The organism is Dyella sp. SG562 (assembly GCF_011759495.1).
GTDB lineage: Bacteria > Pseudomonadota > Gammaproteobacteria > Xanthomonadales > Rhodanobacteraceae > Dyella_D > Dyella_D marensis.
This window is the reverse complement of sequence record NZ_JAAOYS010000016.1, coordinates 1-24,137: the sequence shown is the minus strand read 5'-3', so window position 1 is coordinate 24,137 and position 24,137 is coordinate 1. Positions and strand designations below refer to the sequence as shown.

The 24,137-nt window shown below is 64.6% G+C and carries 16 protein-coding genes; 4 read left to right on the top strand and 12 right to left on the bottom strand.

The features are described from left to right. Positions 1-10 precede the first annotated feature (10 nt). Complete coding sequence (locus FHW84_RS21355) at positions 11-928, bottom strand: aldose 1-epimerase (protein WP_167258192.1); 918 nt, start codon at positions 926-928, stop codon at positions 11-13. A gap of 150 nt (positions 929-1,078) precedes the next feature. Between FHW84_RS21355 and FHW84_RS21350 the strand changes: the two genes are divergently transcribed. Continuing rightward, positions 1,079-1,837, top strand: coding sequence for a FadR/GntR family transcriptional regulator (locus tag FHW84_RS21350; RefSeq protein WP_167258190.1), 759 nt, complete (start codon positions 1,079-1,081; stop codon positions 1,835-1,837). A 90-nt stretch (positions 1,838-1,927) separates the two neighbouring features. After that, positions 1,928-2,704, top strand: a complete 777-nt coding sequence (locus FHW84_RS21345) for a FadR/GntR family transcriptional regulator (RefSeq protein ID WP_167258188.1) — start codon at positions 1,928-1,930, stop codon at positions 2,702-2,704. Between the two features lie 77 nt (positions 2,705-2,781). Here the strand turns inward: FHW84_RS21345 and FHW84_RS21340 are convergent, their stop codons facing one another. Beyond that, entirely contained in the window at positions 2,782-5,661 is a 2,880-nt protein-coding gene (locus tag FHW84_RS21340) for a TonB-dependent receptor (RefSeq protein ID WP_167258186.1), read from the bottom strand. Between the two features lie 260 nt (positions 5,662-5,921). Next, positions 5,922-8,351 carry a glycoside hydrolase N-terminal domain-containing protein gene (locus tag FHW84_RS21335; RefSeq protein WP_243868235.1) on the bottom strand — a complete coding sequence of 810 codons (2,430 nt, stop codon included), beginning with the start codon at positions 8,349-8,351 and terminating at the stop codon, positions 5,922-5,924. A 373-nt stretch (positions 8,352-8,724) separates the two neighbouring features. Here FHW84_RS21335 and FHW84_RS21330 point away from each other — a divergent pair, with 373 nt between their 5' ends. Further along, complete coding sequence (locus tag FHW84_RS21330) at positions 8,725-10,974, top strand: CBM35 domain-containing protein (RefSeq protein ID WP_167258184.1); 2,250 nt, start codon at positions 8,725-8,727, stop codon at positions 10,972-10,974. Positions 10,975-11,087: 113 nt separating this feature from the next. Here the strand turns inward: FHW84_RS21330 and FHW84_RS21325 are convergent, their stop codons facing one another. The 5 genes from FHW84_RS21325 to FHW84_RS21305 all read right to left on the bottom strand — a co-directional run bounded on the left by FHW84_RS21325 (position 11,088) and on the right by FHW84_RS21305 (position 17,243). Beyond that, on the bottom strand, positions 11,088-12,110 hold the full coding sequence (locus tag FHW84_RS21325; RefSeq protein WP_243868234.1) for a sialidase family protein: 1,023 nt from the start codon (positions 12,108-12,110) through the stop codon (positions 11,088-11,090). Between the two features lie 96 nt (positions 12,111-12,206). Then, the gene (locus FHW84_RS21320; protein WP_243868233.1) at positions 12,207-13,583 is read right to left on the bottom strand and encodes a glycoside hydrolase family 27 protein; all 1,377 of its coding nucleotides are present in this window, start codon (positions 13,581-13,583) and stop codon (positions 12,207-12,209) included. A 101-nt stretch (positions 13,584-13,684) separates the two neighbouring features. Beyond that, positions 13,685-14,965 (bottom strand): SGNH/GDSL hydrolase family protein, encoded by a 1,281-nt coding sequence (locus tag FHW84_RS21315; RefSeq protein WP_167258180.1) that lies wholly within the window; start codon positions 14,963-14,965, stop codon positions 13,685-13,687. A gap of 377 nt (positions 14,966-15,342) precedes the next feature. Further along, positions 15,343-16,578, bottom strand: a complete 1,236-nt coding sequence (locus FHW84_RS21310; RefSeq protein ID WP_167258178.1) for an acyltransferase — start codon at positions 16,576-16,578, stop codon at positions 15,343-15,345. Between the two features lie 113 nt (positions 16,579-16,691). After that, positions 16,692-17,243 (bottom strand): DUF308 domain-containing protein, encoded by a 552-nt coding sequence (locus tag FHW84_RS21305; protein ID WP_167258176.1) that lies wholly within the window; start codon positions 17,241-17,243, stop codon positions 16,692-16,694. A 121-nt stretch (positions 17,244-17,364) separates the two neighbouring features. Here FHW84_RS21305 and FHW84_RS21300 point away from each other — a divergent pair, with 121 nt between their 5' ends. Further along, complete coding sequence (locus FHW84_RS21300) at positions 17,365-17,943, top strand: TetR/AcrR family transcriptional regulator (RefSeq protein ID WP_243868232.1); 579 nt, start codon at positions 17,365-17,367, stop codon at positions 17,941-17,943. A 69-nt stretch (positions 17,944-18,012) separates the two neighbouring features. Here the strand turns inward: FHW84_RS21300 and FHW84_RS21295 are convergent, their stop codons facing one another. The 4 genes from FHW84_RS21295 to FHW84_RS21280 all read right to left on the bottom strand — a co-directional run bounded on the left by FHW84_RS21295 (position 18,013) and on the right by FHW84_RS21280 (position 23,894). Further along, positions 18,013-20,058 carry a M13 family metallopeptidase gene (locus tag FHW84_RS21295; protein ID WP_167258172.1) on the bottom strand — a complete coding sequence of 682 codons (2,046 nt, stop codon included), beginning with the start codon at positions 20,056-20,058 and terminating at the stop codon, positions 18,013-18,015. A 44-nt stretch (positions 20,059-20,102) separates the two neighbouring features. After that, complete coding sequence (locus FHW84_RS21290; protein WP_167258170.1) at positions 20,103-20,582, bottom strand: VOC family protein; 480 nt, start codon at positions 20,580-20,582, stop codon at positions 20,103-20,105. 163 nt (positions 20,583-20,745) lie between these two features. Then, on the bottom strand, positions 20,746-21,873 hold the full coding sequence (locus FHW84_RS21285) for a glycoside hydrolase family 5 protein (RefSeq protein ID WP_167258168.1): 1,128 nt from the start codon (positions 21,871-21,873) through the stop codon (positions 20,746-20,748). A gap of 296 nt (positions 21,874-22,169) precedes the next feature. Further along, complete coding sequence (locus tag FHW84_RS21280) at positions 22,170-23,894, bottom strand: IlvD/Edd family dehydratase (RefSeq protein WP_167258166.1); 1,725 nt, start codon at positions 23,892-23,894, stop codon at positions 22,170-22,172. Positions 23,895-24,137 lie beyond the last annotated feature (243 nt).

The window sequence follows — 24,137 nt, the reverse complement described above, 5'->3', positions numbered from 1 at the left end:
GATGGCGGCCTCATGGCATCAGGGGGAACGGCGTGGCAGCGGCGGCCAGTGGGCGCACGCGGAAGGCGAAATGCCGAGCCAGCCGTTCGCCTGGCGCCAACCGTGTCATGCCGTTGGCGAATGCGCCACCCGGGCGATGCACGGCGTCGATGGCATGGTCTACCGGCTCGAAACAAAAGAAGCCGGCAGCTGCCGGCGTGTAGAGAATGAAGGCATCCACGTCGGCAGCGATGTCCAGCGCCAGGCTCAGCCCTGGCCATTCGATCGTCCCATCGCCATCCCAGCCGACGAAGCAGTGGTTGAGTTCCGCCGGCGGCAACTCGCGGCTGTCGCGGAAATCCCAGGCGGGCGGCACCGCCGCGCGTTCGGTCGGGATGGGCGAATGGCCATCGTTGAGCCAGACCTGAGTCGCCGCGGCGCGCAGGCGCGCGTCGCCGTGATGCAGGAAGAACGGATGCAGACCCAGTCCGAACGGCAATGCCGCCCCGCCGGTGTTGCGCACGGCCAGCGCCACGCGGAGAGTGTCGCCGCGCAGCGTATAGCGCTGCTGCGCTTCGTAGGCATAGGCGCCTGGTGTCGCGTCTTCCAGTGCAAGCAGCATGTCTTCCGGCGTCTGCCGTTCGATCCGCCACGCGCGCTGCCAGCCGGTGCCATGGATCGGCCAGGCGTCGTCATCGCGGTTACGCGGCAGCGCGATGCGCACGCCTTCCATCTCGAAACCGCCGTGATCGATGCGGTTGCTCCACGGCACCAGTGGATAGCAGGCCAGGCGGTTCGGCTCGAACGGCGTCGCCGGCATGGTGGGCGGCCGCAGCGGGCGCAGCAGCGGAATCCTGCTGCCGGCCATGCATGCGTCCAGATAAGCCATGCCGCCGCCGAACGATGGGCAGATACCTGCCGCCAGCGCCGTGCCGTTCAATTCGATCATGTCGTGTCTCTATGCGGCGGCTGGCGTGTGAGTCGCCAGTGCGTTGGTTATTTTGTATGATTATTAAATCAAGTTCCACGCATTGGAGGCTTTGCGATAAAGTTTCTTGTGTGACAATTAGCTCGACAGCCGCGCAGAGGCGCACGCCCCATGACCAAACGTTCCGCTCCGTCCCCGCGGATCCCGCTGCGCCGCCCCTCGGCCTCCATTACTTCCTCGCGCAGCCTGTATGGCCATGTAGTCCACGAACTCGGCCGGCGCATTATCGAAGGCGGCATCAAACCGGGTGAGCTGCTGCCGCGCGAGGAACTGCTGGCGGAAGAGCTGCGGGTAAGCCGCACCGCGCTGCGCGAGGGAATGAAAGTTCTGTCCGCGAAAGGGCTGGTGGAATCGCGGCCCAAGGTCGGCACCCGCGTGCGCGATGCACGCGCCTGGCATCAGCTCGATGCCGACATCCTGGCCTGGCGCTGCGAATTGATGCCGACCGAGGACTTCGTGCGCAAGCTAGCCGATATGCGCGAGGTGATCGAACCGTCGGCCGCTGCCGCCGCCGCGAAATACCGCACGTACGAGCAGTTGCAGTCCATCGAGCAAGCCTATGCGGCGATGGAAGCGGCCGTCGACCTGGACGAGTGGACGGATGCCGACCTGGCCTTCCATGAGGCGGTGCTGAGCGCCACCAATAACGAGCTGATGGTGTCGCTGTTCTCGGTGATCGAGAGCGCGCTCGCCACGTTCTTCGCGCTGTCCGCGCGCACCGCCAGGAACTTCAAGGACGCACTGCCGCTGCACGGCGAAGTGCTGGATGCGATCCGCCGCAGCGAGCCCGATGCGGCCCGCCGCGCGATGCTGGCCATGGTCGAGGAATCGCGCACCAATATGCAGAAGGCCAGTTCGGCCCGCGGCTGATGCAGAAGCCGCGCGGCCGATGATCCCGGCGGCCGGGTTTTCATATCGCCCTCATTGTAAAGCGCTATTCGCGTTGCTAGCCTCGCCGGCATGGAGATCAGCACGAAGTTCGCTCGCTCGCGCCGCGGCCGCCGCCTTACCCTGACGGAGCAGGTGCTGGAGCAATTGGGGCAGGCGATCGTGGCCGGGAAATTCGACGCCGGCAGCTTCCCCACGGAAGCCGAGATCTCGCAGCTGTTCCAGACCAGCCGCAGCGTTACGCGCGAAGCGGTGAAAATGCTCACCGCCAAGGGCATGCTGCAGGCCAGGCCGCGCAGCGGCATTACCGCGCAGCCGCCGGAGCGCTGGAGCCTGCTCGATCCGGACGTCCTGCGCTGGATGCTCGAGAAAAAGTTTTCGCACGATCTGCTGCGCCATTTCACCGAGATGCGCCTGGGCCTGGAGCCGGAGGCTGCCGCGCTGGCGGCCAGGCATGCCACGCCGGCTGCCTTGAAAGCCATCGAGCAGGGATTGCAGCGCATGGTGGATGCGGGGCAGGGCAAGGACGACCACCTGGAGGCCGACGTCGCCTTCCATGTGGCCGTGCTGTACGCGACGGACAATCCGTTCTATGCGCAGCTGGACGAGTTGATTACCACGGCGCTGAAAATATCCATCCGCGTCACCAATCGCATCAAGGGGCACACGGCCAGTATTCCGGCGCACCGGCGTGTATTCGACGCCATCAAGGACCGCGACGAAGCGCGCGCCAGCGCGGCGATGAAAGCCATCATCGCGGAGGCCGGCTCGCTGATTGCGCACGAGGTCGACGCGCAGAAGAAGGCGCGCGGCAAGCACCCTGGCGCCGCTGCGAAGCGCGCTCGATAAGTCACTGGCAAGACCCATAAAAGAAAACGCCAGCATCGCGCTGGCGTTTTCGTCGTGCGGATACTCGGAGCGGCAGGTCAGAACGTGCCGCGCACACCCACCGTGTACACCGTGCCATCCGCTTCGGCATAGAGGAACCGGTTCGAATAGACCGAGTAGTCGTAAAGGTGCTGATGAGTCAAGTTGGTGCCCGACAGGAACACCGACAGATGCTTGTTGAGTTCATAGCTCGCGCTCAGGTCCAGCTGGCCATACGAGGTGCGGGTCGCCGGCTGCGCGCCCGAACCATAGGAGATGCTCTCCAGATACGAGCCGCGCCAGTTGTAGGCCAGGCGCACCTGCACGGGGCCCTTTTCATAATACGTACTGAAGTTGGCCGAATTGCCGATGCCGGGCACGGCGAACCTGCCCGAGGTCGCGATCACACCCGGACTCAGCGATGTGCTGCTGGAAACGTGGGTGTAGTTGAAAGCCACGCCCAGGCCGTCGAACGGATCCGGCAATACGTGGGTGAACTGGTAATTGACGGTGAGCTCTTCGCCGTAGATGTTCGACGAATTCAGGTTGATCGGCTGGGTGAGCGACCAGATAAAGGGCTGTCCCGTATTCTGGTTGGTCAGGTACGGCACCGGCGTGCTCACCAGCGTGCTGAAGTTGCTGACCTTCTTGTAGAAGCCTTCCAGCGCGATATAGCTGGCGTCATCGATATACCACTCCAGGCCCATGTCGAAGTTGCGCGAGGTGTAGGGCTGGAGCTGCGGGTTACCTTGCGAGATGGTCAGCGAGTTCGGCCGCGTGCCGAAGCTCTTGTTGTAGTAAAGATTGCTGAGCTCGGGCGGGGTCAGCGTCTTGGAGGCGGAGAAGCGGTAGACCAGGTTGTCGAGCAGGCTGAGCTTGAAGTTCAGCGACGGCAGCCACTTGTGATAGCCGCCCTTGGCCGACTGCGGCGCCAGCGGCCCGTAGGTGACCTGGCCGTTGCTGGTGTCGTTCGGGTCCACGTAATAGCTGATCGGCGGCTGGTTGACTGCCGTCGAAGTGGAATTGATGTCGAGGTAGCGCACGCCGACATCCAGCGCCCACGGCTTCTCCCACATCGAGCCCTCGAACACCGCCTTGGCGAAGAACGACTTCGCGTTCTCGGTCACCTTGTTGTAGCTGCCCGGATTGGGAGCGGCATTGAAGGTGCCGCCATTGGCGGCCAGGCCGGCCAGCAGCGCGGCGCGCTTGGCGGGGTCGGTGATCTGGTTGTAGGCCGCCGGCGTGGCGAGCCAGGCCAGATAGGCGCGCGGGTCGTACTGGATCCACTGCGCCGGCATGCCCGGCGAGGAAACGCCATGGATCTTGTCGGGCGCCGTATAGATATAAGCGCCCACCGCATCGGCCGGAACGTTGACGACATAACCGCAATAGGCGTTGCACAGGATGCCGTTCGGCGTGCCCCAGCTGATCGACTTCACCGAATTGTTGGTGACCTGGCCGCCGAACTCCAGCTGGGAGAGCACGCCGTCCTTGAAGCTCTTGCTCAGCTTGAGCTCGTAGTTATTGACCTGGTTGGTGACGTTGTTTCCCGCGCCCGCATTGCAGCAGTGGGCGCTCAAGGTGCCCATGTTGGTGGTGGAAAGAATGTTCGAATACGTCGGCGGCTGGCTGTCGCCGTTGTTGGTCCAGGTCGGATTGGTGCCGAAATTCTTGGTGCCGATCACCAGGAAGTAGCCATTCGGGCTTTGCTTGTTCCAGGCCTTGGAATTGGAGATATCGAGACTGAGCTTGGTCGACTCGTCAAAATCGAAACCGAGATTCAGGCCGTTCTGCGTGCTCTTTTCGTAGCTCGGGTTGTACGACATGACGTAGTCGTTCGCCATGACGTTCGGGCCGGAGCTGTTGCGCACGAAATTGAGCGCGGTGCCGTTGCCGTCGGTGGTGATCGACTTGATGTCGCCGGTATTGCCGTATTCGCCGAACTCGTGCTCCAGCGGGTCGACCTTGTAGCTGGAATACAGCGTGTCGAACTGCACCGTCAGCTGGTCGATCGGCTTCCAGTCGATGGCGCCGCTGAGGCCCTTGCGTGTGCGCGTTTCGTCGATGACGTTGCTGGCCAGCGTTTCCGGCACCGCGACGTGGGTGTCGTTGGCCCCGGTCGACGTGGAGATGTCCTGATTGACGTACCAGGAGCTGGCCTGGGTATTGAGCTGGGTGTCCTTGCGCTTGTAGTACGTGGCCGAGGCGACCCAGCCGAAGGTGTGGTCGGCATTGGTCCAGCCGAACACGCCCGACGCCTTGGGCGTGGTCTTGCCCTCCCAGTCGCCGGTCAGGTTGCTGTTGACGCCAGCGGCGCTCCAGGCGCCATGGAAACCGTGGAAATCCAGCGGGCGTGCGGTCTGGATATTGACCACGCCGCCGATGTCCAGCTCCGGAATATCCGCCGACGAGGTCTTGTTGACCTGGGCGACGCTGATGATTTCCGAAGGCAGCACGTCGAAATTGAAGGCGCGCGAACCGGAGGCGGTGGCCATCGGGCGGTTGTTGATCGTCACGGCCACGAACTCGGGGCCGAAGCCGCGCACGGCGATCTGGCTGGATTCGCCGCCGCTGCGATTGACCGATACGCCGGGCACGCGCTGCAGCGCGTCGGCCACGTTGGGATCGGGGAACTTGCCGGTTTCCTCCGCCGAGATGGAGTCGACGACATTGACCGCATCCTGCTTGATAGCCTGGGCGCGGCGGATCGCGGCGAGCTGGCCGGTGACGCTGACCGTGCCGAGCTGGGTGACGCTCTTCTTGCCGTCCGCGGGGGCGGTATCCGTGCCCTGCTGGGCCTGCGCCGGTGCGGGCGCAGCGGTGCCGGCAGGAGGTGCGGCGTCTTGCGCATGAACCGCGAATGCGGTGGCCAGGCAGGCGATGCCGGAAAGGGCGAACAAGGCTTGATGGATCGAGCTGGTCAGGATGTGTCGCTGCATTCCCTATCCCCAATAAGTAGATGAGTTGCTGGAGCGAGTGGTTTGCCGAGCCTGATTGCGCGTGATGCAGGGCGCGCCGCCATGACCGCGGCATTGCTCAAAACGGGGGCAGCGACGTGCACACCGGTTATCGATCGATCGGTTTCGTGCGTAAAAATCCGGCCCCAGAATCTTATTATCTTACAATAAGATTTATGGCGACTCTCCGGCAGACGCGCCGCGAGATCAAGCTGCGATGCAGCATTGCTTGCGCGATGAGTTCAGGGCGAATCCGGCGTCACGCTGATCGACTCGCCGGCGTGCAGCGAAATCTCGCGGACGCGCGTGCCGATTTTCAGCTGCGTCCGTGTGCCCCCGACGCTGCGCACCGTGGCGTGAGTGACGGCGCCATCTTTCCAGCGCATGTCCACGACGAATCCATGGCGTGCACCGATGCCGGTGACTTCGCCCGCTGCCGACCATGCACGGGGCAGGGCAGGCAGCAACTCGATCTTGCCGGGGCGGGAATACAGCAGCATTTCGAGCATCGCCGTTGGCGTGCCGAAATTCGCGTCGATCTGAAAAATGTTCTTGTGCGGCGCCAGCTGGTAGATGTCGAACAGGTTCATCGCCGTGCCGTTCCCGCGGATCTGCCACGGCGCCAGATTGTCGATCGCCAGCTGATAAGCGCGTTCGGCATCTTTCAGGCGCGCCCAGCAGATGGCGCGCCAGGCGCAGGCCCAGCCGTAGCTGGTCATGCCGCGCGCATCGAGCAGGCGGGTCACTCCCTCGATCAAGGCAGGCGGACTCTCGTCCACGGTGATGCGATCGCCAGGAAAGAAACCGACCAGCGGCGAAAGGTGGCGATGCCCGGGTTCGCCGAGACTATGCGGCGACATCCATTCTTCCAGCCAGCCATTCTCGCTGCTGACCTCGGGCAGATAGAGCTTTGCCTGCAAGCCGCCGATCGCTGCGCTGTACCGCGCATCCCTGTCGAGAATGGCTGCGGCTTCCCGATAGCTGGCGAACAGATCCCAGACCAGTTCCTGGGCATAGCTGATGCCTTTCGCATCCTTTGGCCCATGCTCCGGCGACCAGTCGCAGTCGTCGATCAATACCTCGCGCTCTTTCCCGGTGGCGGGATCGGGGATGCGCACGGTGAGCAGGCGTGCCTCCCAGAACTCACATGCGCCTTTGAGCAAGGGATAGATGCGGACCAGATAATCCCGCTGCAGCGTGTATTGATAGTGCTGCCACAGGCTGTTGCACAGCCAGGCGCTGCCGGCCGGATGCCACCACCAGCCGTTGCCGCCGAAAATATTGGTGGATATGGCCACCGTCCATCCGGCCAGCTTGCCGGAGCTATTGCGGAAGCCGTTGCGCGGATCGTTGAAGTGCTGCCGGGTTATCGCACTCCACGATTCGTACTGCGACAGGCAATAGTTCGCCAGCGCATCGAAGCAGCCGGGCAGGCCGGCGCGATCGGGCAGCCAGTAGTTCATCTGGATATTGATGTCGTTGTGATAGTCGCTCATCCATTCGGGCGCGTTGTCGCTCAGCCATAGCCCCTGCAGGCTGGTGGGCAAGCGGTCGCGCGAGCCTGCGATGGTCAGATAGCGGCCGAATTGCAGGTACGCCGCTTCCAGTTCGGGGTCCGGAGCGGCGCCAGGTTTCGCGCGTGCCTGCAGCCGCGTCCAGGTGTCCGATGCGCGTTGAGCTGGCGTCGATGCGCCGAGGTCGACCTGCATGGTGCCGTACAGGGCGGCATAGTCGGCAATGTGCCTGTGCAGAAGAGCATCCGCCGTCTGCGAACCTGCCGCCTCGATGTTCTGCCTCACCCACGCCAGGCAGTCGATCGAGCTGTCGAGATAGCCTTTCGCGGCATCCGGCGTGTAATTGGTGCCTCCGCAATACAGGATGGTCAACGCATCGCAGCCGGCAAAATGCAGGGCGCCGTTTTCAGCCGATACCGAACCGGACGAGGCGATAGCTTTGACGCTGGCGGCATAAGCCAGGCCGTTGCGGAGCGTGCCGCTGAAATGGCTGCTTGCCGTCTCCGGCGACAACTGCGTGGCTTCACCATGCGTGCCCTGCAGATGGATGGCGCCCGACCAGGTGCCGCCACCGCTTTGCGAGAGGCGCACGGCGATGACGTCGTCCGGATGGCTGGCAAATATCTCGCGCAGATAGCGGATGCCGTCCTTGCGGTACGAAATCCGCAGATAGCCATTGGCGAGATCCAGTTCGCGCCGGTAGTCGCCGATGCCTGACAGTCCGTGATCGCGCACTTCGATAACGAGCTTGGACAGCATGGTGAAGCTGCCGAAATTCTCCGCCTCGTAGGGGAATTGCCCCTCCGCATCGAGCGTGCCGTTCGATCCGCCCAGCCACATGGAGCTGTCGGTGAGGTACAGGAAGTCCCGTGCCGGGGCGCCGCCGACGAGCGCGCCCATGCGTCCATTGCCGATCGGAGTTCCCTCCTGAATGACGTTCTGTTCGGACGCGGGAGCGCCGTACCACAGCGTGGGGCCATGAAGCGAAGGCGTGCGCATGCGCCGTGGCTTGCCCGCCGAACTCACCGCGGTGGCCATGCCCGGCGCGCTCAACAGGGACAGCAGCGTGGCCATCGTGCCGGTCATCTTCAGGAAACGCCGGCGAGCCGCCTGCTCTGGGGCCGGATGCTGCGGATCGATGTCGAGCTCGATGGTCATGAGTGATCGCGTCCCATGTCTCTGGTCATCCGTCCCCGCGTCATCGGGTTTGCGATGACGGCCCGTATTTCACTCATCCGCCCTTGACGCCAGCGGCGAAGCGGGCATAGGTTATATTATATGACAATTGCCCGGATCCAGGGCTTTGCGGCTTGTTTCAGCGTTTGCACCGATGACGGCGCCGCCATCCGTCAGCCCTCATCGGTGGTGCTTGGCTGTTGATCGGCTCCAGAGAGTGCAGGGCATGCCTGGAAGGCGAGCTGCCGGCGCGCCTTCTATCCATGAGTACATCTAACTGTCCGCCCGGGCATGGCTTGCGCCTGCCCGTCAGGCGCGGCTGTCCTCTAACCCATGAAGGGAGCGTCGCCAGTTCATGAATACCTTTGTCTCCAACGGCACGAAGCATTCGCGATCCGGCCAGGCAACAACGGCAGATCGCCAGCAGGGACGCGGCCTGCTGTCGCTGTGGTCGCGCAGTGCGATTGCATTGGGCATGTTTGCCATGGCGGCCGGCGTCGGCGCGCAAGTCAACGGCGTGGCGCAGCGCCCCTATCTCGGCTGGAGCAGTTTCAGCCAGCAGACGCTCGACCCCAATTTTCTTACCCAGGCCAATGTCGTCATCCAATCCGACGCATTGCTCAGCTCAGGGCTGCAGGCGCACGGCTACAACTACATCAATATGGATTCGGGCTGGCATGGCGGCTTCGATGCGAACGGCAGGCCCACTCCCGATCCCGTCTTGTTTCCCGACATCAAGGCGCTGATCGACCATATCCACCAGAACGGGCAGAAAGCCGGCATTTACTGGATCCCCGGTGTCGAGGAGCCCGCGGTCACGGCCAACGCTCCCATTCTCGGCACGCCTTATCACATCCAGGACATCCTCACGGTGCCATACACCGCCGGCAATGCCTTCGGCGGCCCCGGCACCTCGCCTTACCATTACAAGATCGATTTCACCAAGCCCGGCGCGCAGGCCTATATCGATTCCGTGGTTGCGCTGTTCGCTTCGTGGGGCGTCGATTTCATCAAGCTCGATGCGGTGACGCCAGGCTCGTACAGCGACGATCTGCATATCGACAACCGCGCCGATGTCGCCGCCTGGTCCAAGGCGATTGCGAACAGCGGCCGCCCCATGTGGCTGACGGTTTCCTGGGAAATCGACCAGGATTACCTCGGCGTATGGCAGCAGTTTTCCAACGCACGCCGCATCGACGACGACGTGGAGTGCGAAAGCCGCTGCGCCACGCTGACGGACTGGTCGCGCATCTACAAGCGCTTCCGCGATCTGCCCGGCTGGCAGCATGCGGGCGGCCCCGCGCTGGGCTGGAACGACCTGGACTCGCTCGATATCGGCGATGGCGAACTCGATGGCCTGTCGCATGCCGAAAAGCGCTCTGCCATGACCTTGTGGGCCATGGCCAATGCGCCGATCTATCTCGGCGGCGACCTGACCCGGATCGATGCGTTCGGCAAGCAGCTGGCCACGGCGGATGAAGTGCTCGCCGTCGACCAGTCCGGCAAGCCGGCCACGCAGGTGCTCGGCGGCGACCTGCCCGTATGGATTTCCGATCTCGGCGATGGCAACTATTACGTCGCCTTGTTCAATATGAATGCGACGCCGGCGGTGGTCACCTTGCCGTGGCGGCAAATCGGGCTCGATGGCGTGCGGCAGGTGCGCGACCTGTGGGCCAGGGCCGAGCTTGGCGCACCCGCGGGCGCATTTTCCACCGTGCTGGACGGGCACGGTGTGCGGCTGCTGAAAGTCTCGGCGCGGGTCGGCCATGCGCCGCCCACGCCCTCCACCAGTTATGCAGCCACGGCCGCCACGCTGGCGGGCAGTGCATCCATTGCCGACTGCTCCGGCTGTTCCGGCGGCAAAAAAGTCGGTGGCCTGGGCCTGGGCACGAACAACACGGTGACGTTCCAGAATGTCTATGCGCGCAAGGCAGGCGTTTACCTGATGCAGGTCGATTCGATGACCTTCGCCCTGCGTTCCTATCTGTATACGGTCAATGGCGGCGCCTATCAGACGCTCAACTCTGGCGGCGGCAGTTTTTCCATTCCCTCCAGCACCACGCTGCCGGTTTGCCTGAAGGCGGGATACAACAGCATCCAGTTCGGCAACCCCACCAGCTATGCGCCCGACCTGGACCGTATCGTCATCAGCGGATCCGGCGACGCCGTGCTGCCGCAGGCAAGCACGTACGAAGCCGAGCAGGCCAGCCTGGGCGGAACGGTCACCGCGGGTTTCAGCAATTATGCGTCGGGCTTGTCCAAGGCCGGCAATGTCGGCCATGGGCCGGCCAATACGGTGACGTTCTCGAATGTCACCGTTCCCGCGGCAGGGAATTACCAGCTGGAAATCGATTATGCGACCAACGGGCCGCGCGGGCTGACGGTTACGGTCAATAACGCCGCGCCGGTTTCATTGACCGTGGATGGAAGCACGTTCGACGACCCGCGGCCGACGCTGCTTCGGGTGGCGTTGAAGGCCGGAACCAACACCATCCAGCTGGGCAATCCCACCGGCTACGGTCCGGATCTCGACCGCATCGTGGTGGCTCCGCTGATCGGCGCCGGTTTATCGGATGCCGCGGTGAGCCGCATGTGCCCGCGCTGATCGCTGATCGCGGACCGCATGACCATGGGCGAGGGCAGGCGCTATGGCGCAGGTCCTCGCCGCGCGTGCCTGGCGCATCTTCGATTATCCGGCGGGGCCGGAATGAATCCGCCTCAATCGAGTTTCCGCGGATCGATCACGACATGCCTGATCCGTTGCCGCTTCCAGGTGTAGACGATATGAACCAGCCCATCGGCGGTTTGAATGACCGCCGGATAGGAGAACTCGGCGCCCGGCGTGTTTTCCAGGTCGAGCAGCTTGCGCCAATGCTCGCCGTCATCGGAAACCGCCACCGACAGCTGGCCGCGGCCATCCCACCACTGCGCGCCGTGCAAGGTAGGGTTGTAGACAATCAGCGAGCGCCCGTCGGCGAGAACCACCGCGTCGATGCCCGAGTTGGGATTGGGCAAGTCCAGCAGGCGCATCGGCGACCAGCTGCGGCCGCCGTCGCGGGACCGGGTGCTGAAGATCCTGTCCTGCTTGCTGCGCCCGATGGCCTGCAGCTCGCCGCCGCGATGCACCAGCAGCGCCGGCTGGATCGCTTCGATGGGTTGCGTGCCCATCGGGGGCGTGACGATGCGCCAGGTGGCGCCGTCGTCGGTGGAGCGCTCGAAATGCACAGTCCAATGATCGCCCTCCGTACTGGACGGGCTGACGATGGTGCCGTCGGCCAGTTGCACCGGCTTGTTCTTGATCGGCCCCAGCATGCCTTCGGGAAGCCGGCGTGGCGCCGACCAGTGCATGCCGTCGTCACGGGAAGTCTTGAGCATGCCCCACCAGTGCTGCGGGTCGGGACCCACCTTGTAGAACAGCATCAGCGTGCCGGTGCTGCTGCGGAACAGCACCGGATTCCAGCTTGGAAGGCGCGTTCCATCCGCTTGCACGCCATCGGCGACTTCAGCCGGTGCCGACCATCGCCCGGCTCGCTGCCGCGCCATCCAGATGCCTACGCCCGGGTCGCGCTCCTGCTTGCCGCCGAACCATGCGGCGATCAGTCCGGCGGGTGTCTCCACGATGGTCGCCGCATGGCTTTGCGGCGTCGCCTGGCCGGCCCCGGCGAATTCGATCTTGCGAATGGCTGCAGGCGGAGCAGGAAATGCAACCGCCGCGGACCATGCGAACAGCAGGGCTGCCATGGCGGTCAAGGCCAGCTCAGCCCGTAGCACCGGTTTGCTTTCCATCAAGGCCCCGATGTGCAGGAATGCATGACAATTCAGTCTCGCAGGTCCGCTTCAGTTGCCGTCGAGCTTGCGCAGGGCAAACAAGGCGCTGCCATGCGCGGGCAGTTCGATATCCAGCTTGCCCGCGGCGTCGGCGCGCCGGCCGCTCCATAGCTCGCGCCCCTCATACCGCCCCGACTCCAGCCCCAGTTCGTGCCAGTCCGCATGCAGCGCAAAAGGCCGCTCGCCCAGGTTGAACACGGCCAGATAGCGCTCGCCATCGCGGCCTTCGGCCACCCATGCGCGCAGCGATTGCAGGCGCGCGGGCAGAGGTTCGACCGGACGATTGCCGTGGCTGTCCTGATCGATCGCAATCACGTCCTTGTTGGTGAGCAACGCCCGCGTCGCCTCGTCCAGCCTGGTGAGGTTGGCGCCCAGGATGAGCGGCGAACGCGCCATGGCGAGCAGGCCCAGCAGCGTGCGCTGTTCGTCCAGGCTCAGGCGCGAGCGGCGCGCCTCGCCCCAGCCCGGATGCGGGGCGAGCATGCCGAACGGCAGCATGTCGGCATCGGGCCAGCGGCCGTCGCCGGCGTGGCCGGCCCAGGCCGGCAGGCGCTCGAAGACGTCGCGCACGCCCATGGGAAAATCGTCCTGCGGGCGCTTGTGGGTGAACGACCAGCCATCCCAGACGTCGTTGGAAATGCGCCACATCTGTCCGTACTGGCGGATTTCCGCCGCGTGCGACAGCTGGGTGGGGCCGGGCGACAGGCTGAGTACGATCGGCCGGCCGGCTTTGCGGATGGCCGATGCGATCTGGCGGATCTCGCTGATCTTGTACGGGTGGTCGGCAATGCAGTCGACCTTGAGGAAATCCACGCCCCAGTCCGCATACAAGGCCAGCATGGAATCGTAGTAGGCCTGTCCGGCGGCGTTGTCCCGCACGCCGTAATTGCTGTCGTCCCAGGGGCAGGTATCCGCGGTGTCGGCGGCGTCGCCGGCGTGGAAAGCGGAGCCGGCGATGGGCAGCTGGTCCGCCACCGCCTGTTTCGGCATGCCGCGCACGATGTGGATGCCGAACTTCAGGCCTTGCGCATGCACCCAGTCCGCCAGCGGCTTGAAGCCCTGTCCATCGGCGGCGGAAGGGAAACGATTGAGCGCGGGAACCAGCAGGCCATGGGCATCCAGCGCGTAGTCGCGGTTCTGCAGGGTGTTGCCGAAGGGGCGGCGCATGTACCAGCCCTGGTCGATCACCGCATAGGTCCAGCCGTAGGCGCGCAGCCCGGCGAGCACGCTCGCATTGGCTTTGAAATCCGCTTCGTCGATGGTCAGGCCGTAAGAGTCCCAGCTGTTCCAGCCCATGGGCGGGGCGGGGCTGACCTCCTGTGCCGCCAGGGTGCCCGATAGCGCAAGCGAGAAAATCAGCAGCGCGGCTCGCATGGTGTGATGCATGAGGGGTGCTCCCGCCGTCCATTCGGCATCTCCCCATGAAACGCCACACGGGCTCGCGCTGCATTACGCAAAACCGCAGTTGCGGTTATGAAATTCGCAACTCAGTCTTCCAGTAGGCCAAGATCGATGGAGTCCGCCATGGCCTGGTAGCCCACGTCATTGGGATGCAGATGGTCGCCGCTGTCGAAAGCGGGCAGCAGCGTCGTGGGGTTGGCCGGATCGCGCACGATGCTGTCGAAATCGAGCACGCCGTCGGCGCCGTTCGCGGAGCGCACGAAGGCGTTGACGGCTTCGCGTTTCATTTCTCCCGCGGCGTCGTAGTACGAGGCGCCGTTGTACGGCGTAATCGTCGCCAGGTAGATCTTGATGTGGCTGGCCTTCGCCTGGGCGATGGTGGCCTGCATGGCGGCGATGATCTGGCCGGCGGATACGTTCTGCGGCGGATAGAGTTCGCCGATGCCGATGTCGTTGATGCCCAGCAGGATCATTACGTGCGTAGCGCCGGAAACGCCGGCCACGTCGTGGGCGAAGCGGGTCACCGCCGCGGGGCCGACGCCGTCGTAGATCCAGCGGTTGCCCGCGATGGCGGCATTGACCACGCTCGCGCGGCCCAGGCTATGCGCCGCGGCCTGCACGCGATTGTCGAGATCGTTGGGCCAGCGGCGGTTGGTGTCGGCGGTGGAGCCGTAGCCGTCGGTGATCGAATCACCAAAGGCCACGACCACCTTGTACGGATGCGCCGCCAGGTCGGTGGCGCCGGAGTTGCCGGCCGTCGATGCGTCCACTTCGCTGAGCCAGTAGTACTTGCCCGTGGCCGTGGCACTGCCCATGGCCGCGGCGGACGCCTGATCGCCGGGGGCAAGGTAGTTGGTCTGCATGCCGATGGTGTGGGTGGTGACGACGGGCGTGTTCAGCGGCACGAACAGGCTGATCGCGAGATCCGCGTGCGTGGGAAACGGCAGGCTCACCGGATCGCTCCAGCGTTCTTCGCCCGGTGCGAGGGTCAGGCTGCGCCTGCCGTCGAAGCGGAGCGCCTGGTCGGTGGCAAGGTCGATGCCGCCATTGCCGGTGCTGCGGGCAACCCGCGCTTCGCCGAAGGTGACGGGCGTGGTTCCGAAGTAATTGGTCAGCTTGATGCGGATCAGGTTTCCGCCGTGCGAAGTGTGGACGATCTGGCGAATGGACTGGTTCGAAATCGTCAGGGGCGGGACGGTGGTGCCTGGAAACAGGATGTTGTAATCCTGCGGCGCCGCATACCAGGTCGCGAACCATGGCGGTTGCACGCAGGCGGCCGACAAGAGCATGACCAGCATGGCGCAGGCAAGGATTTTTCCAAGCAGGTCGATGATGCGAACGCCTCTCTGAAATACGCGCTTATTCATGACCATTTCTCCCATGGTGATTTGCACGTGTGTTGATGAGGGAAGGGCGCGGACAGAAGCTCCCCATCCGCCCGGTCGAGGCGGGCGGTTGCGCGGAAAGCATGCTTTGTTGCTGGTGGGGCGCTGGCGTTCTATCGCCCGGCGCGTGGTTATTCTGTTATGGCGCGCGGCATTTATGCGCTAATGGCGCGCTCGCATTTTAATCCTGCGATGGCGATCACCTTTTATCGTCCATGCAAATAGCGGACTTTTATGCGCGAGAAAAATATTTCCGCTACAACTTGCGCCATGGAGAAAATCATTCCATTAATGCGGAAGATAATTTCAGCAACGCATTAATCACCATTGCGGCGAATGGATAATCGCCGCTGCTGCGATCAGGCTTTCTTCGCCAGCCTCGCCGGATCGACGTCCGCGGGCCGCGTGGCTTGTTCGCGCGTGGGCAGCGGCGTGACCGTCGCCTCGCGGGCAAAGGACCACTTGCCAAAGCGGCTGGCCAGCCGGATCGCCGGCAGATCGACCAGGCTTCTGAACGGCACTGACAACAGCAGCGACGCAGCCACGGTGATAAGCGAGGCAAGCAAGGCAGCCGCCTGATAACCCAGCGGCGCCAGCAGCACGCCGAACGAAGCCAGTCCGATGCTGGACAGCAGGATGCTGTGAATCAGGTAAAGCGAAAAAGAAATACCGCCCAGCCAGGCCAGCGGCTTGCTGGAAAGCGCGGCGGACATCGTCTTCGAATGGAGCACCAGCCAGACCAGCAGCAGGCCGCCCAGTGACGGAAACAGAAACGCGGGATCCGCCCGGATATGGTGCGCGGCCAGCCACGCCGCCAGCGCCTGCAGCGGCGCGTAGAACGTGCTCTGGGCATGGAAGCCGCCAAGCACCAGCGCAAGCGCCAGCAGCAGGTAGCGGATAACCGCGGAGGAGGGCGGCTTGGGCCAGGCATGCAGATAGGCACCGCCGAAGAACAGCGCGCCGAGCAGATAAGGCGGCTCGCCTTCCCAGACCAGGGCGCCCGCGCACAGCGGCGCGCAGATGCCGGCGCAACGCGATCGGCCGAACAGCGCCATGAAGGCGAACAGGCCGATCGAACCGATCAATTCGACATTGATCGTCCACAGCACGTAGTTGTAGCCGTTATGGCCGAGCAGCAGCGAGCCGAACAGCGCGTCTTTGACGGCCAGGAAAATGCGCGCATGGATGTGATACCAATCGCCAAGAAAATGGCGGCCATTGGGCACGACGTCCGAAATCAGCCCGAGCTTGATCACCGCATAACCGAGCAGCACCGAAGCGAATACCGGCACGCCAAGGCGCGGAAACCGCTTGATGGCCGCTTCGTCCAGGCGGGCCGACTCCGGCTGTTCGAAATACCGGCGCGTCAGCACATACCCGCTCATGACGAAGAAAATGGCGACCGAGGCCGTGCCGTTATAGAGCACCGTCAACGGACTGTTCTGGACAAACGGCTCCCAGCCGGCAAGCAGGTGGGCGGGCAATCCGGATTGCAGATAGGGAAAGAACGCCCATGCGCAATGCGAGAACACCACGACCAACGCGGCGATACCGCGCAGCCCTTCCAGGGCCTGATTCTTGTTCTGAAAATTCATAGGTAAACAGTGGCCGGCAGTCATCCGCACGCCGGATTACCGGCCGCACGCAAGCCGGCCATGCTATCCGCGCGGCCGGCAGGCCGCGCGTGTAGTTCGTCACGATGCGGACGTCAGCGGCCGGATAGATCCATGGCGACTTCCGTGCGCTGGCGCTTGAACGTCAGCCAGAGCGCCGACAGCAGGAAATACAGGCCGCCGAACGCGGCATAGGGAGCCAGCTCCGCAATCGTAGGCGCCGTTCCGAATGACTTGACGGTAAAGATCACGCCCGCCAGTGCGGACTGCGTTCCGCTGATCATCATGAAGACCTGGCCGCCCAGCTTGCGCCGCCGGATACCGACCGCCAGCTGGAACAGGCCGGCGAGCAGCGCCCAGATGCCGAACACCAGCACGCCGCCCGCATTGCCATGCAGGGCGAAGGCCACGGCCATGCACGCGGCGGTGACGATGCTGGTAACCGCATTGAATTTCTGCCCGGGATTGACCTGGAGTCCTCCGCTGCGCCGGGCGTCGATCACATTGGCGAGCGCGTCCCAGGCGGGATAGATCACCAGCAGGGCGCCGACGACGAGTGCCGGAGCCGCGGCCGAAAGGAAAGCCAGCGCCACCCAGGCGAAGGCGGCGATGGCGCGGAGGAGATAGAAGTTGCGCAAGGAGTTCATGAGAGGGGTGTCTGCGGGTGGATGGAGTGCTTAACCTACTAGTAGGTAGATATCGATGTCAATAAGTATTTAAAAACGTCAAGTGATGCATAAATGCCTACCTAGTGATAGGATGGCATCCATGAATACCCAGCAGAAATTGATCGATTCGGCCCGCCACCTGATCCAGACCCGGGGCTACAACGGCTTCAGCTATGCCGACGTCGCCGACGAGGTGCAGATGCGCAAGGCCAGCATCCATCACCATTTCCCCGCCAAATCCGACCTGGCGAAAGCCGTGGTGGAGCAATCCCGCGCCGTCATCGTGGAGCAGACACGGCTCCTGGATGACGGCGCCTTCGATCCCGATGCGCAGCTGCGCATGTACACCGGCTATTGGGAGAAGTGCATCGCCGATGCATCCGCGCCGTTCTGCGTGGCCGGCATGCTGGCCAGCGAATTGCCGACGCTGCCGGCGGACCTCGCGCAGGAAGTGCGGGCTCACTTCCACGACCTGTCCGGCTGGCTGGAACGGGTGATGACCCGCGGCGCGCAACTGGGCCGCTTCCAGCTGCAGGGATCGGCGCGCCAGGAGGCGGAGGCGTTCATGGCCATGGTGTATGGCGCCATGCTGGCGGCGCGAGCCTATGGCGATGCGAAAGTCTTCAGCGACATCGTGGCTGGCGCATTGAAGCGGCTGGTGGCGCCCGTCGCGCGGTAGGCGCCGCGCGGCCGGGATGCCTGCGCCATTCCCCATGAAGGCCGCGCCATCGCAGCGCGGCCTTCTTCGTTACCAGATCCGCACCTGGTCCTTCACCGGCCGCAGCATGGCATCGCCCGTCCTGCACTGAAACGCTTGCGCAAACGCCGGCACATTGCCCAGCGTGCCGACGATGCGTTCGTGCGGCGGCGCATGCGGATTGCTCGCCAGGTAGACCAGGGTCTGCTGTTCGCGCATGCGGGCGCGCCATATCCGCGCGAAAGCCAGGAAAAAGCGCTGGTCCTGGGTATAGCCGTCGATGCGGCGGTTCGCCTCCGCGGGGGCCGCCTTGAGCGCAGCCTGCAGTGCGTCGTAAGCGATATGTACGCCGCCGAGGTCCGCGATGTTCTCGCCCAGGGTGAGGCGTCCATTGACGTGCACGTCGGGATGGTCCGGCAAGGGCGCATAGGCGTTGAACTGGCGCACCAGCGCGTCGGCCCGGCTGTTGAAACGCGCGTTGTCCTCGGCGGTCCACCAGTCGGCCTGGTTGCCTTGTCCGTCGAACTGGCGGCCGGCGTCGTCGAAGCCATGCGTGGCTTCGTGGCCGATGGCGGCGCCGATGCCGCCGTAGTTGATGGCGTCATCGCCATTCGCATAAAAGAACGGCGGCTGCAGAATCGCCGCCGGGAAGGTGATGCTGTTGTCCTCCGCGCGGTAGAACGCATCCACCGTCTGCGGCAGGACGCTCCAGCGGGTGCGGTCGGTCGGCTGGCCGACCCGCGCCATCGCATCGCGATGGTTGAAGCGCGCCAGCGCACGCACATTGGCGTAGTAGCCGCCCGCGGACAGCTCAAGGCCGGACCAGTCGCGCCAGTGGTCGGGATAGCCGACCTTGGGCACGAAGGCTTGCCATTTGGCCAGCGCGCGCGCCTTGGTGGCGCCGCTCATCCAGTCCAGCGCCTCGATGCGGGCCTTGAGCGCCGCCAGCAGGCGCGTCACCAGTACCTGCGCACGCTGCCTGGCTTCGGGAGAAAACGTGCGCGCGACATAGAGCTGGCCCATCGCCTCGCCCATCTGCGCATTGACGGTGCCGAGCACGCGTTGCCAGCGCGGCTTGTCCCGCTGCTGGCCGGCAAGCGCGCGGCCGTGGAAGTCGAAAGACGCATCCTGGAATGCCTGCGCGAGATAGGGCGCCGCATCGTCCAGCAGATGGAAACGCAGATAGGCCCGCCATTGCGCCGGCGGCGCGGTGGCCAGCAGGCGGTCGAAGCCGGTAAAGAACGCTGGCGGCGCGAGCGAGAACTCGGCCGTCGCCGGCAGGCCTTGCGCGGTGAGGAACGGCGCCCAGCGGAAATGCGGGGTGAGGCGATCCGCTTCGGCCGCACGCACGGCGTGGAACTGATTCGCCGGCTGGCGGGCTGCTTCCGGCGAGAGCGTCACTTCGGCGAGCGAAGTTTCCAGTGCAAGTGCATCGTCGGCGGCCCGGTCGGGCGCGTCATCGCCCGCCAGCTGGAACAGGCGGATCATGTAGTCGCGATAGGCCCGACGCTCCCGCGCATAGCGTGCGTCGGCGTAATAGTCGCGGCTGGGCAGGCCCAGTGCCGCGGGCGCGGCGGCGCCGATCTGCCGCCGCGCATCGCGAAAATCGCCCTGCACATCGAAGGCGAACACGAACGGCTGGCCGTCCGCCGCCGCACGCGCCAGGAAGGCCGCCGTGTCCTCAGGTGTTTTCAACCTGGCGATGGCGTCGAGCGAGGACTGCAGCGGCGCCAGGCCGGCGCGCTCGATCGCCGCTGCATCCATGCCGGAGCGGTAGAGCAGGCCGATCTGATGCGCGGCCACGTCGCCACCCGCCGATGCCGGCGCGCCGGCCGCGTGCTCGGCGATGTCGCGCTGCACGCGCAGGCTCTCCTGCGTGAGCTGGTCGAACACGCCCCAGCGCACCTGGTCCGGCGGAATCGGGTGGGCCGCCAGCCAGCGCGCATTGACGAAGCGATCGAAATCCACGCAGGGCGCGGCCGAGCGGTCCAGTTCCGCCGTATCGAAAGGAGGTGTTTCAGCGGCGGATATCGATGCGGCGAAAAAAGTCCCGGCGATGGACAACAGGGCTGGGGCCAGGCGGCGCGGGCAGGGCATGCGTATTTCCTTGGATACAGGGATCGGTTCTGCAGCGGCCGGCCTCAGCCGCGCCGCGCGGCCTCGATGGCGGCGATATCGATCTTGCCCATTTCCATCATCGCGTCGAACGCCCGCTTGGCTGCCGCGGCATCGGGGTCGGTAATGGCGGCGATCAGCGCGCGCGGGGTGATCTGCCAGGAAAGGCCCCACTTGTCCTTGCACCAGCCGCAGGCGCTGGGGCTGCCGCCGTTATCGATGATCGCGTTCCACAGGCGGTCGGTTTCGGCCTGGTCGTCGGTAGCGACCTGGAACGAGAACGCCTCGTTGTGCTTGAACATCGGGCCGCCATTCAAGCCCAGGCAGGGGATGCCCATGACCGTGAATTCCACCGTCAGCACATGGCCCTGCTTGCCGTCGGGATAATCGCCCGGCGCATGGTGGACTGCGCCCACGGCGCTGTCCGGGAAGGTTTTCGCGTAGAAGCTGGCGGCCTCAAGGGCGGTGCCGTCATACCAGAGGCAAATGGTGTTCTTGCTGTTCATTGGAAATCTCCTGGTCCGGGTCGATGCGGGGCAAGGGTACGCGCTCCCGTGTATGCGACGAACGAAGGCCGCGCGAATCGACATCGCCCGATGACGGGCGATGTCGATGGCGGTCAGGAGATTTGAATCGACGTAGCCGGCTGATTCCAGCGCGTTCGCGGCATCAGCCTCCCGGAGGCGGCAGCGCCGCGCCACCGGTCAAGGCACGGGCATCATCGGGCCGGGTCAGCGTCCCGGTGGAGCGATTGAAAATCCCGAACGCATTATTGCCGGAGCCATTATCGCTATCGTCCCAATACACCGGACGGATGCCCAGGCTGTTGGCCTGGCTGACCACGTACTTGTCGAAATACGTGCGCGATGCGAGATGCAGATTGAGGTTGCTGCCCGACAAGCCCGCCGTGCCGGTGCGGCGGATGGCGCCGAACTCGCCCAGCAGCACCGGGATGCCCTTGCTGGTGAATTGCGAGTTCATCTTCTGCAGCTCCGCGTTCACGTAGGACTCCTCGTTGGCGGAGGTCGAGTTGCGCGTCGTCAGCGTCGAGGAATGATAGTTGCTGCCCCAGAAGTACCACATCGATCCCCAGGTGGCGTCGGCGGTCATCAGCGCATATTGATAAGGCGCGTAGTAATGCACTTCGAACACCAGGTGCTTGGCCGGGTCGGAGGGCAGCGTGGTGACCCAGTCATGGGTGTTGTCGATGTTCCCGCCGCCCGGCCCCTGCAGCACCAGCCAGCGCGTGCTGTTGTTGCCTCCGGTGGAACGCACCGCGTTGACGAAGTTCTGGTAGTACTGCATCAGCACGGCGGTCTGCGCCTGCGAGGACACCTGCGGCTCGTTGGCCACGGCGAACAGCAGCTTCGAGTTGTAGCCCCGGAAGTTGTTGGCGATCTGCGTCCAGTAGGAAACCAGCTTCGCATTGATGTTGGAGTCGAAGCTGTTGAAGTTCGAATTCTCGAACCAGCCGCCGTCCCAATGATCGTTGATGATCACGGTGAGATTGGCCGCCTGCGCCCATTGCACCACTTGCGTCACCGTGGCCATGTAGGAGGCATTGATCACGTGCGTATTCGGATCGGCATTGTGATCCCACGCGCATGGGATGCGGATCGTGTTGAAACCGGCAGCCGCGACGTTGTTGATCAGCGTCTGCGTGGGCATCACCGCGCCCGACCAGGTGGCCTCCAGCGTGTTGCCGAGGTTCCAGCCATAGGTGGGATTGGCCAGCTGTGCCTGTCCGCTGAGCGGGAGCAGCGATAATCCGGCGGCCAGCAGCAGCGCGGGCAGCATCCGTGGCCTGGGCCGGCTTGCGGCCGGCAGGCGGCGGACAGCTGGAAGGACTCGATTGCGGGCAACGAACCAATTGCGTCTGTGCATATTGGGAAACCCTCTTAGTAGTGGGGAACGGAACGGTTCCGTCCGGCGCACGGCGATGGCCGTGCCTGCCGGCATGCATGCTGAGAAGGCCGTCCGCGGCGCGCAATTACGAAATCGGCGGCGGTGCTTGATGTTTATTCGTTTGCAGTTGCCGCATGCCCGCGGCCATCAGCGCGTAGCGCTTGCGCGTGCATGCCTTGCATGTGCATTCAATGTGAATCGCCGGCCACATCCGAGCCGCTGCCGCCGACCAGGATGTCCAGGTCGGCGCCGAGATGAGCCTGCTGCACATGGTCGACGTAGAGCTTCGCCCAGCCGCGCTCAGGCGCCGGCGGCGCTTTCCACGCGGCACGCCGCTGCGCCAGTTCGTCGTCGCTCAGATCCAGATGCAGGCGCCGGCCGGGCACGTCCAGTTCGATGAAGTCGCCATCGCGCACCAGCGCCAGGTTGCCGCCCGCGGCGGCCTCGGGCGACACGTGCAGCACCACGGTGCCATAGGCGGTGCCGCTCATGCGCGCATCGGAAATGCGCACGATGTCGGTGACGCCGCGGCGCAGCAGCTTGGGCGGCAAGGGCATGTTGCCCACCTCGGCCATGCCGGGATAGCCGCGCGGGCCGCAGTTCTTCAGCACCATCACGCAGGTCTCGTCGATGTCCAGCGCCTCGTCGTCGATGCGCGCCTTGAAGTCGTCGATGTCCTCGAACACCACCGCGCGGCCGCGATGCCGCAACAGCTGTGGCGAGGCCGCGGAGGGCTTGATCACCGCACCGTGCGGCGCCAGGTTGCCGCGCAGCACGGCGATGCCGGCCTCGGGCTTGAGCGGCTCCTCGATCGGGCGGATCACGTCGCGGTTCCAGCACGGTGCGCTGGCGATGTTCTCGCCCAGCGTGCGGCCGTTCGCGGTCGGCGCGCTCAGATCCAGATGCGGGGCGATCTCGCGCAGCACCGCGGGCAGGCCGCCGGCGTAATAGAAATCTTCCATCAGGTATTCGCCCGACGGCTTGAGGTTGACCAGGCAGGGCAGGTGGGAGCCGAGCCGGTCCCAGTCGTCCAGGCTCAGCTCGACGCCGAGGCGGCCGGCCAGGGCCAGCAAATGAATCACCGCATTGGTCGAGCCGCCGATCGCGGCATTGGCGCGGATGGCGTTTTCGAAAGCGGTGCGGGTGAGGATCTTCGACATGCGCAGATCCTCGTGCACCATCTCCACGATGCGCCGGCCCGACAGATGCGCCAGGCGGTAGCGGCGCGAATCCACGGCGGGAATGGCCGCGTTTTCCGGCAGCGATAACCCTAAGGCTTCGACCATGCTGGCCATGGTCGAGGCGGTGCCCATGGTCATGCAGCTGCCCTTGGAGCGCTGCATGCAGGCTTCGGCCTCGACGAATTCTTCCTGCGCCAGCTCGCCGGCGCGCACCATTTCCGACATGCGGATCACGCCGGTGCCCGAGCCGATCGGCTGGCCGCGCCAGTGGCCCGACAGCGAGGGGCCGCCCGATACGCCGATGGTCGGCAGGTTCACGCTGGCCGCGCCCATCATCAGCGCGGGCGTGGTCTTGTCGCAGCCCATCAGCAGTACCACGCCGTCGATGGGATTGGCGCGGATCGACTCTTCCACATCCATGCTGGCCAGGTTGCGGAACAGCATCGCGGTGGGGCGCATCTGGGTTTCGCCCAGCGACATCACCGGGAATTCCAGCGGAAAGCCGCCGGCCTCGTAGACGCCGCGCTTGACGTGCTCGGCCAGTTCGCGGAACGAGCTGTTGCAAGGCGTCAGTTCCGACCAGGTATTGCAGATGCCGATAACCGGCCGCCCGTCGAACATGTCGTTGGGCAGGCCCAGCCCCTTGAGCCAGCTGCGGTAATAGAAACCCTGCTTGCCTTCGCGCCCGAACCATTCCTGGCTGCGCCTGAGCGGTTTCTTGGGAGAGCCCATGGGTGGCGTGGGAATCCTTGGCGGTTGAGCGGGCGGCGGCGCGCGGCGGCGCGGGCCGGATGGCTTGACGGGCAGGATCGTAATGGGCGTAGCGATATTGCAAAAATAACAATATTCACTATTTCGATATGTGTATATGTATCGATATCTCGTCATTCCAGCGAAAGCTGGAATCCAGGGACTTTGTCGCTCGGTTGTTGCGTTGACGGTTGGGTGTCTCGCCGTTGGCGAGGGTTTCGCCCC

What these genes read in the sequence shown, in the direction of transcription:
- FHW84_RS21355 (WP_167258192.1), bottom strand. Translation starts at nt 928, where the DNA reads ATGATCGAATTGAACGGCACGGCGCTGGCGGCAGGTATCTGCCCATCG.
- FHW84_RS21350 (WP_167258190.1), top strand. Translation starts at nt 1,079, where the DNA reads ATGACCAAACGTTCCGCTCCGTCCCCGCGGATCCCGCTGCGCCGCCCC.
- FHW84_RS21345 (WP_167258188.1), top strand. Translation starts at nt 1,928, where the DNA reads ATGGAGATCAGCACGAAGTTCGCTCGCTCGCGCCGCGGCCGCCGCCTT.
- FHW84_RS21340 (WP_167258186.1), bottom strand. Translation starts at nt 5,661, where the DNA reads ATGCAGCGACACATCCTGACCAGCTCGATCCATCAAGCCTTGTTCGCC.
- FHW84_RS21335 (WP_243868235.1), bottom strand. Translation starts at nt 8,351, where the DNA reads ATGACCATCGAGCTCGACATCGATCCGCAGCATCCGGCCCCAGAGCAG.
- FHW84_RS21330 (WP_167258184.1), top strand. Translation starts at nt 8,725, where the DNA reads ATGAATACCTTTGTCTCCAACGGCACGAAGCATTCGCGATCCGGCCAG.
- FHW84_RS21325 (WP_243868234.1), bottom strand. Translation starts at nt 12,110, where the DNA reads ATGGCAGCCCTGCTGTTCGCATGGTCCGCGGCGGTTGCATTTCCTGCT.
- FHW84_RS21320 (WP_243868233.1), bottom strand. Translation starts at nt 13,583, where the DNA reads ATGCATCACACCATGCGAGCCGCGCTGCTGATTTTCTCGCTTGCGCTA.
- FHW84_RS21315 (WP_167258180.1), bottom strand. Translation starts at nt 14,965, where the DNA reads ATGAATAAGCGCGTATTTCAGAGAGGCGTTCGCATCATCGACCTGCTT.
- FHW84_RS21310 (WP_167258178.1), bottom strand. Translation starts at nt 16,578, where the DNA reads ATGAATTTTCAGAACAAGAATCAGGCCCTGGAAGGGCTGCGCGGTATC.
- FHW84_RS21305 (WP_167258176.1), bottom strand. Translation starts at nt 17,243, where the DNA reads ATGAACTCCTTGCGCAACTTCTATCTCCTCCGCGCCATCGCCGCCTTC.
- FHW84_RS21300 (WP_243868232.1), top strand. Translation starts at nt 17,365, where the DNA reads ATGAATACCCAGCAGAAATTGATCGATTCGGCCCGCCACCTGATCCAG.
- FHW84_RS21295 (WP_167258172.1), bottom strand. Translation starts at nt 20,058, where the DNA reads ATGCCCTGCCCGCGCCGCCTGGCCCCAGCCCTGTTGTCCATCGCCGGG.
- FHW84_RS21290 (WP_167258170.1), bottom strand. Translation starts at nt 20,582, where the DNA reads ATGAACAGCAAGAACACCATTTGCCTCTGGTATGACGGCACCGCCCTT.
- FHW84_RS21285 (WP_167258168.1), bottom strand. Translation starts at nt 21,873, where the DNA reads ATGCTGCCCGCGCTGCTGCTGGCCGCCGGATTATCGCTGCTCCCGCTC.
- FHW84_RS21280 (WP_167258166.1), bottom strand. Translation starts at nt 23,894, where the DNA reads ATGGGCTCTCCCAAGAAACCGCTCAGGCGCAGCCAGGAATGGTTCGGG.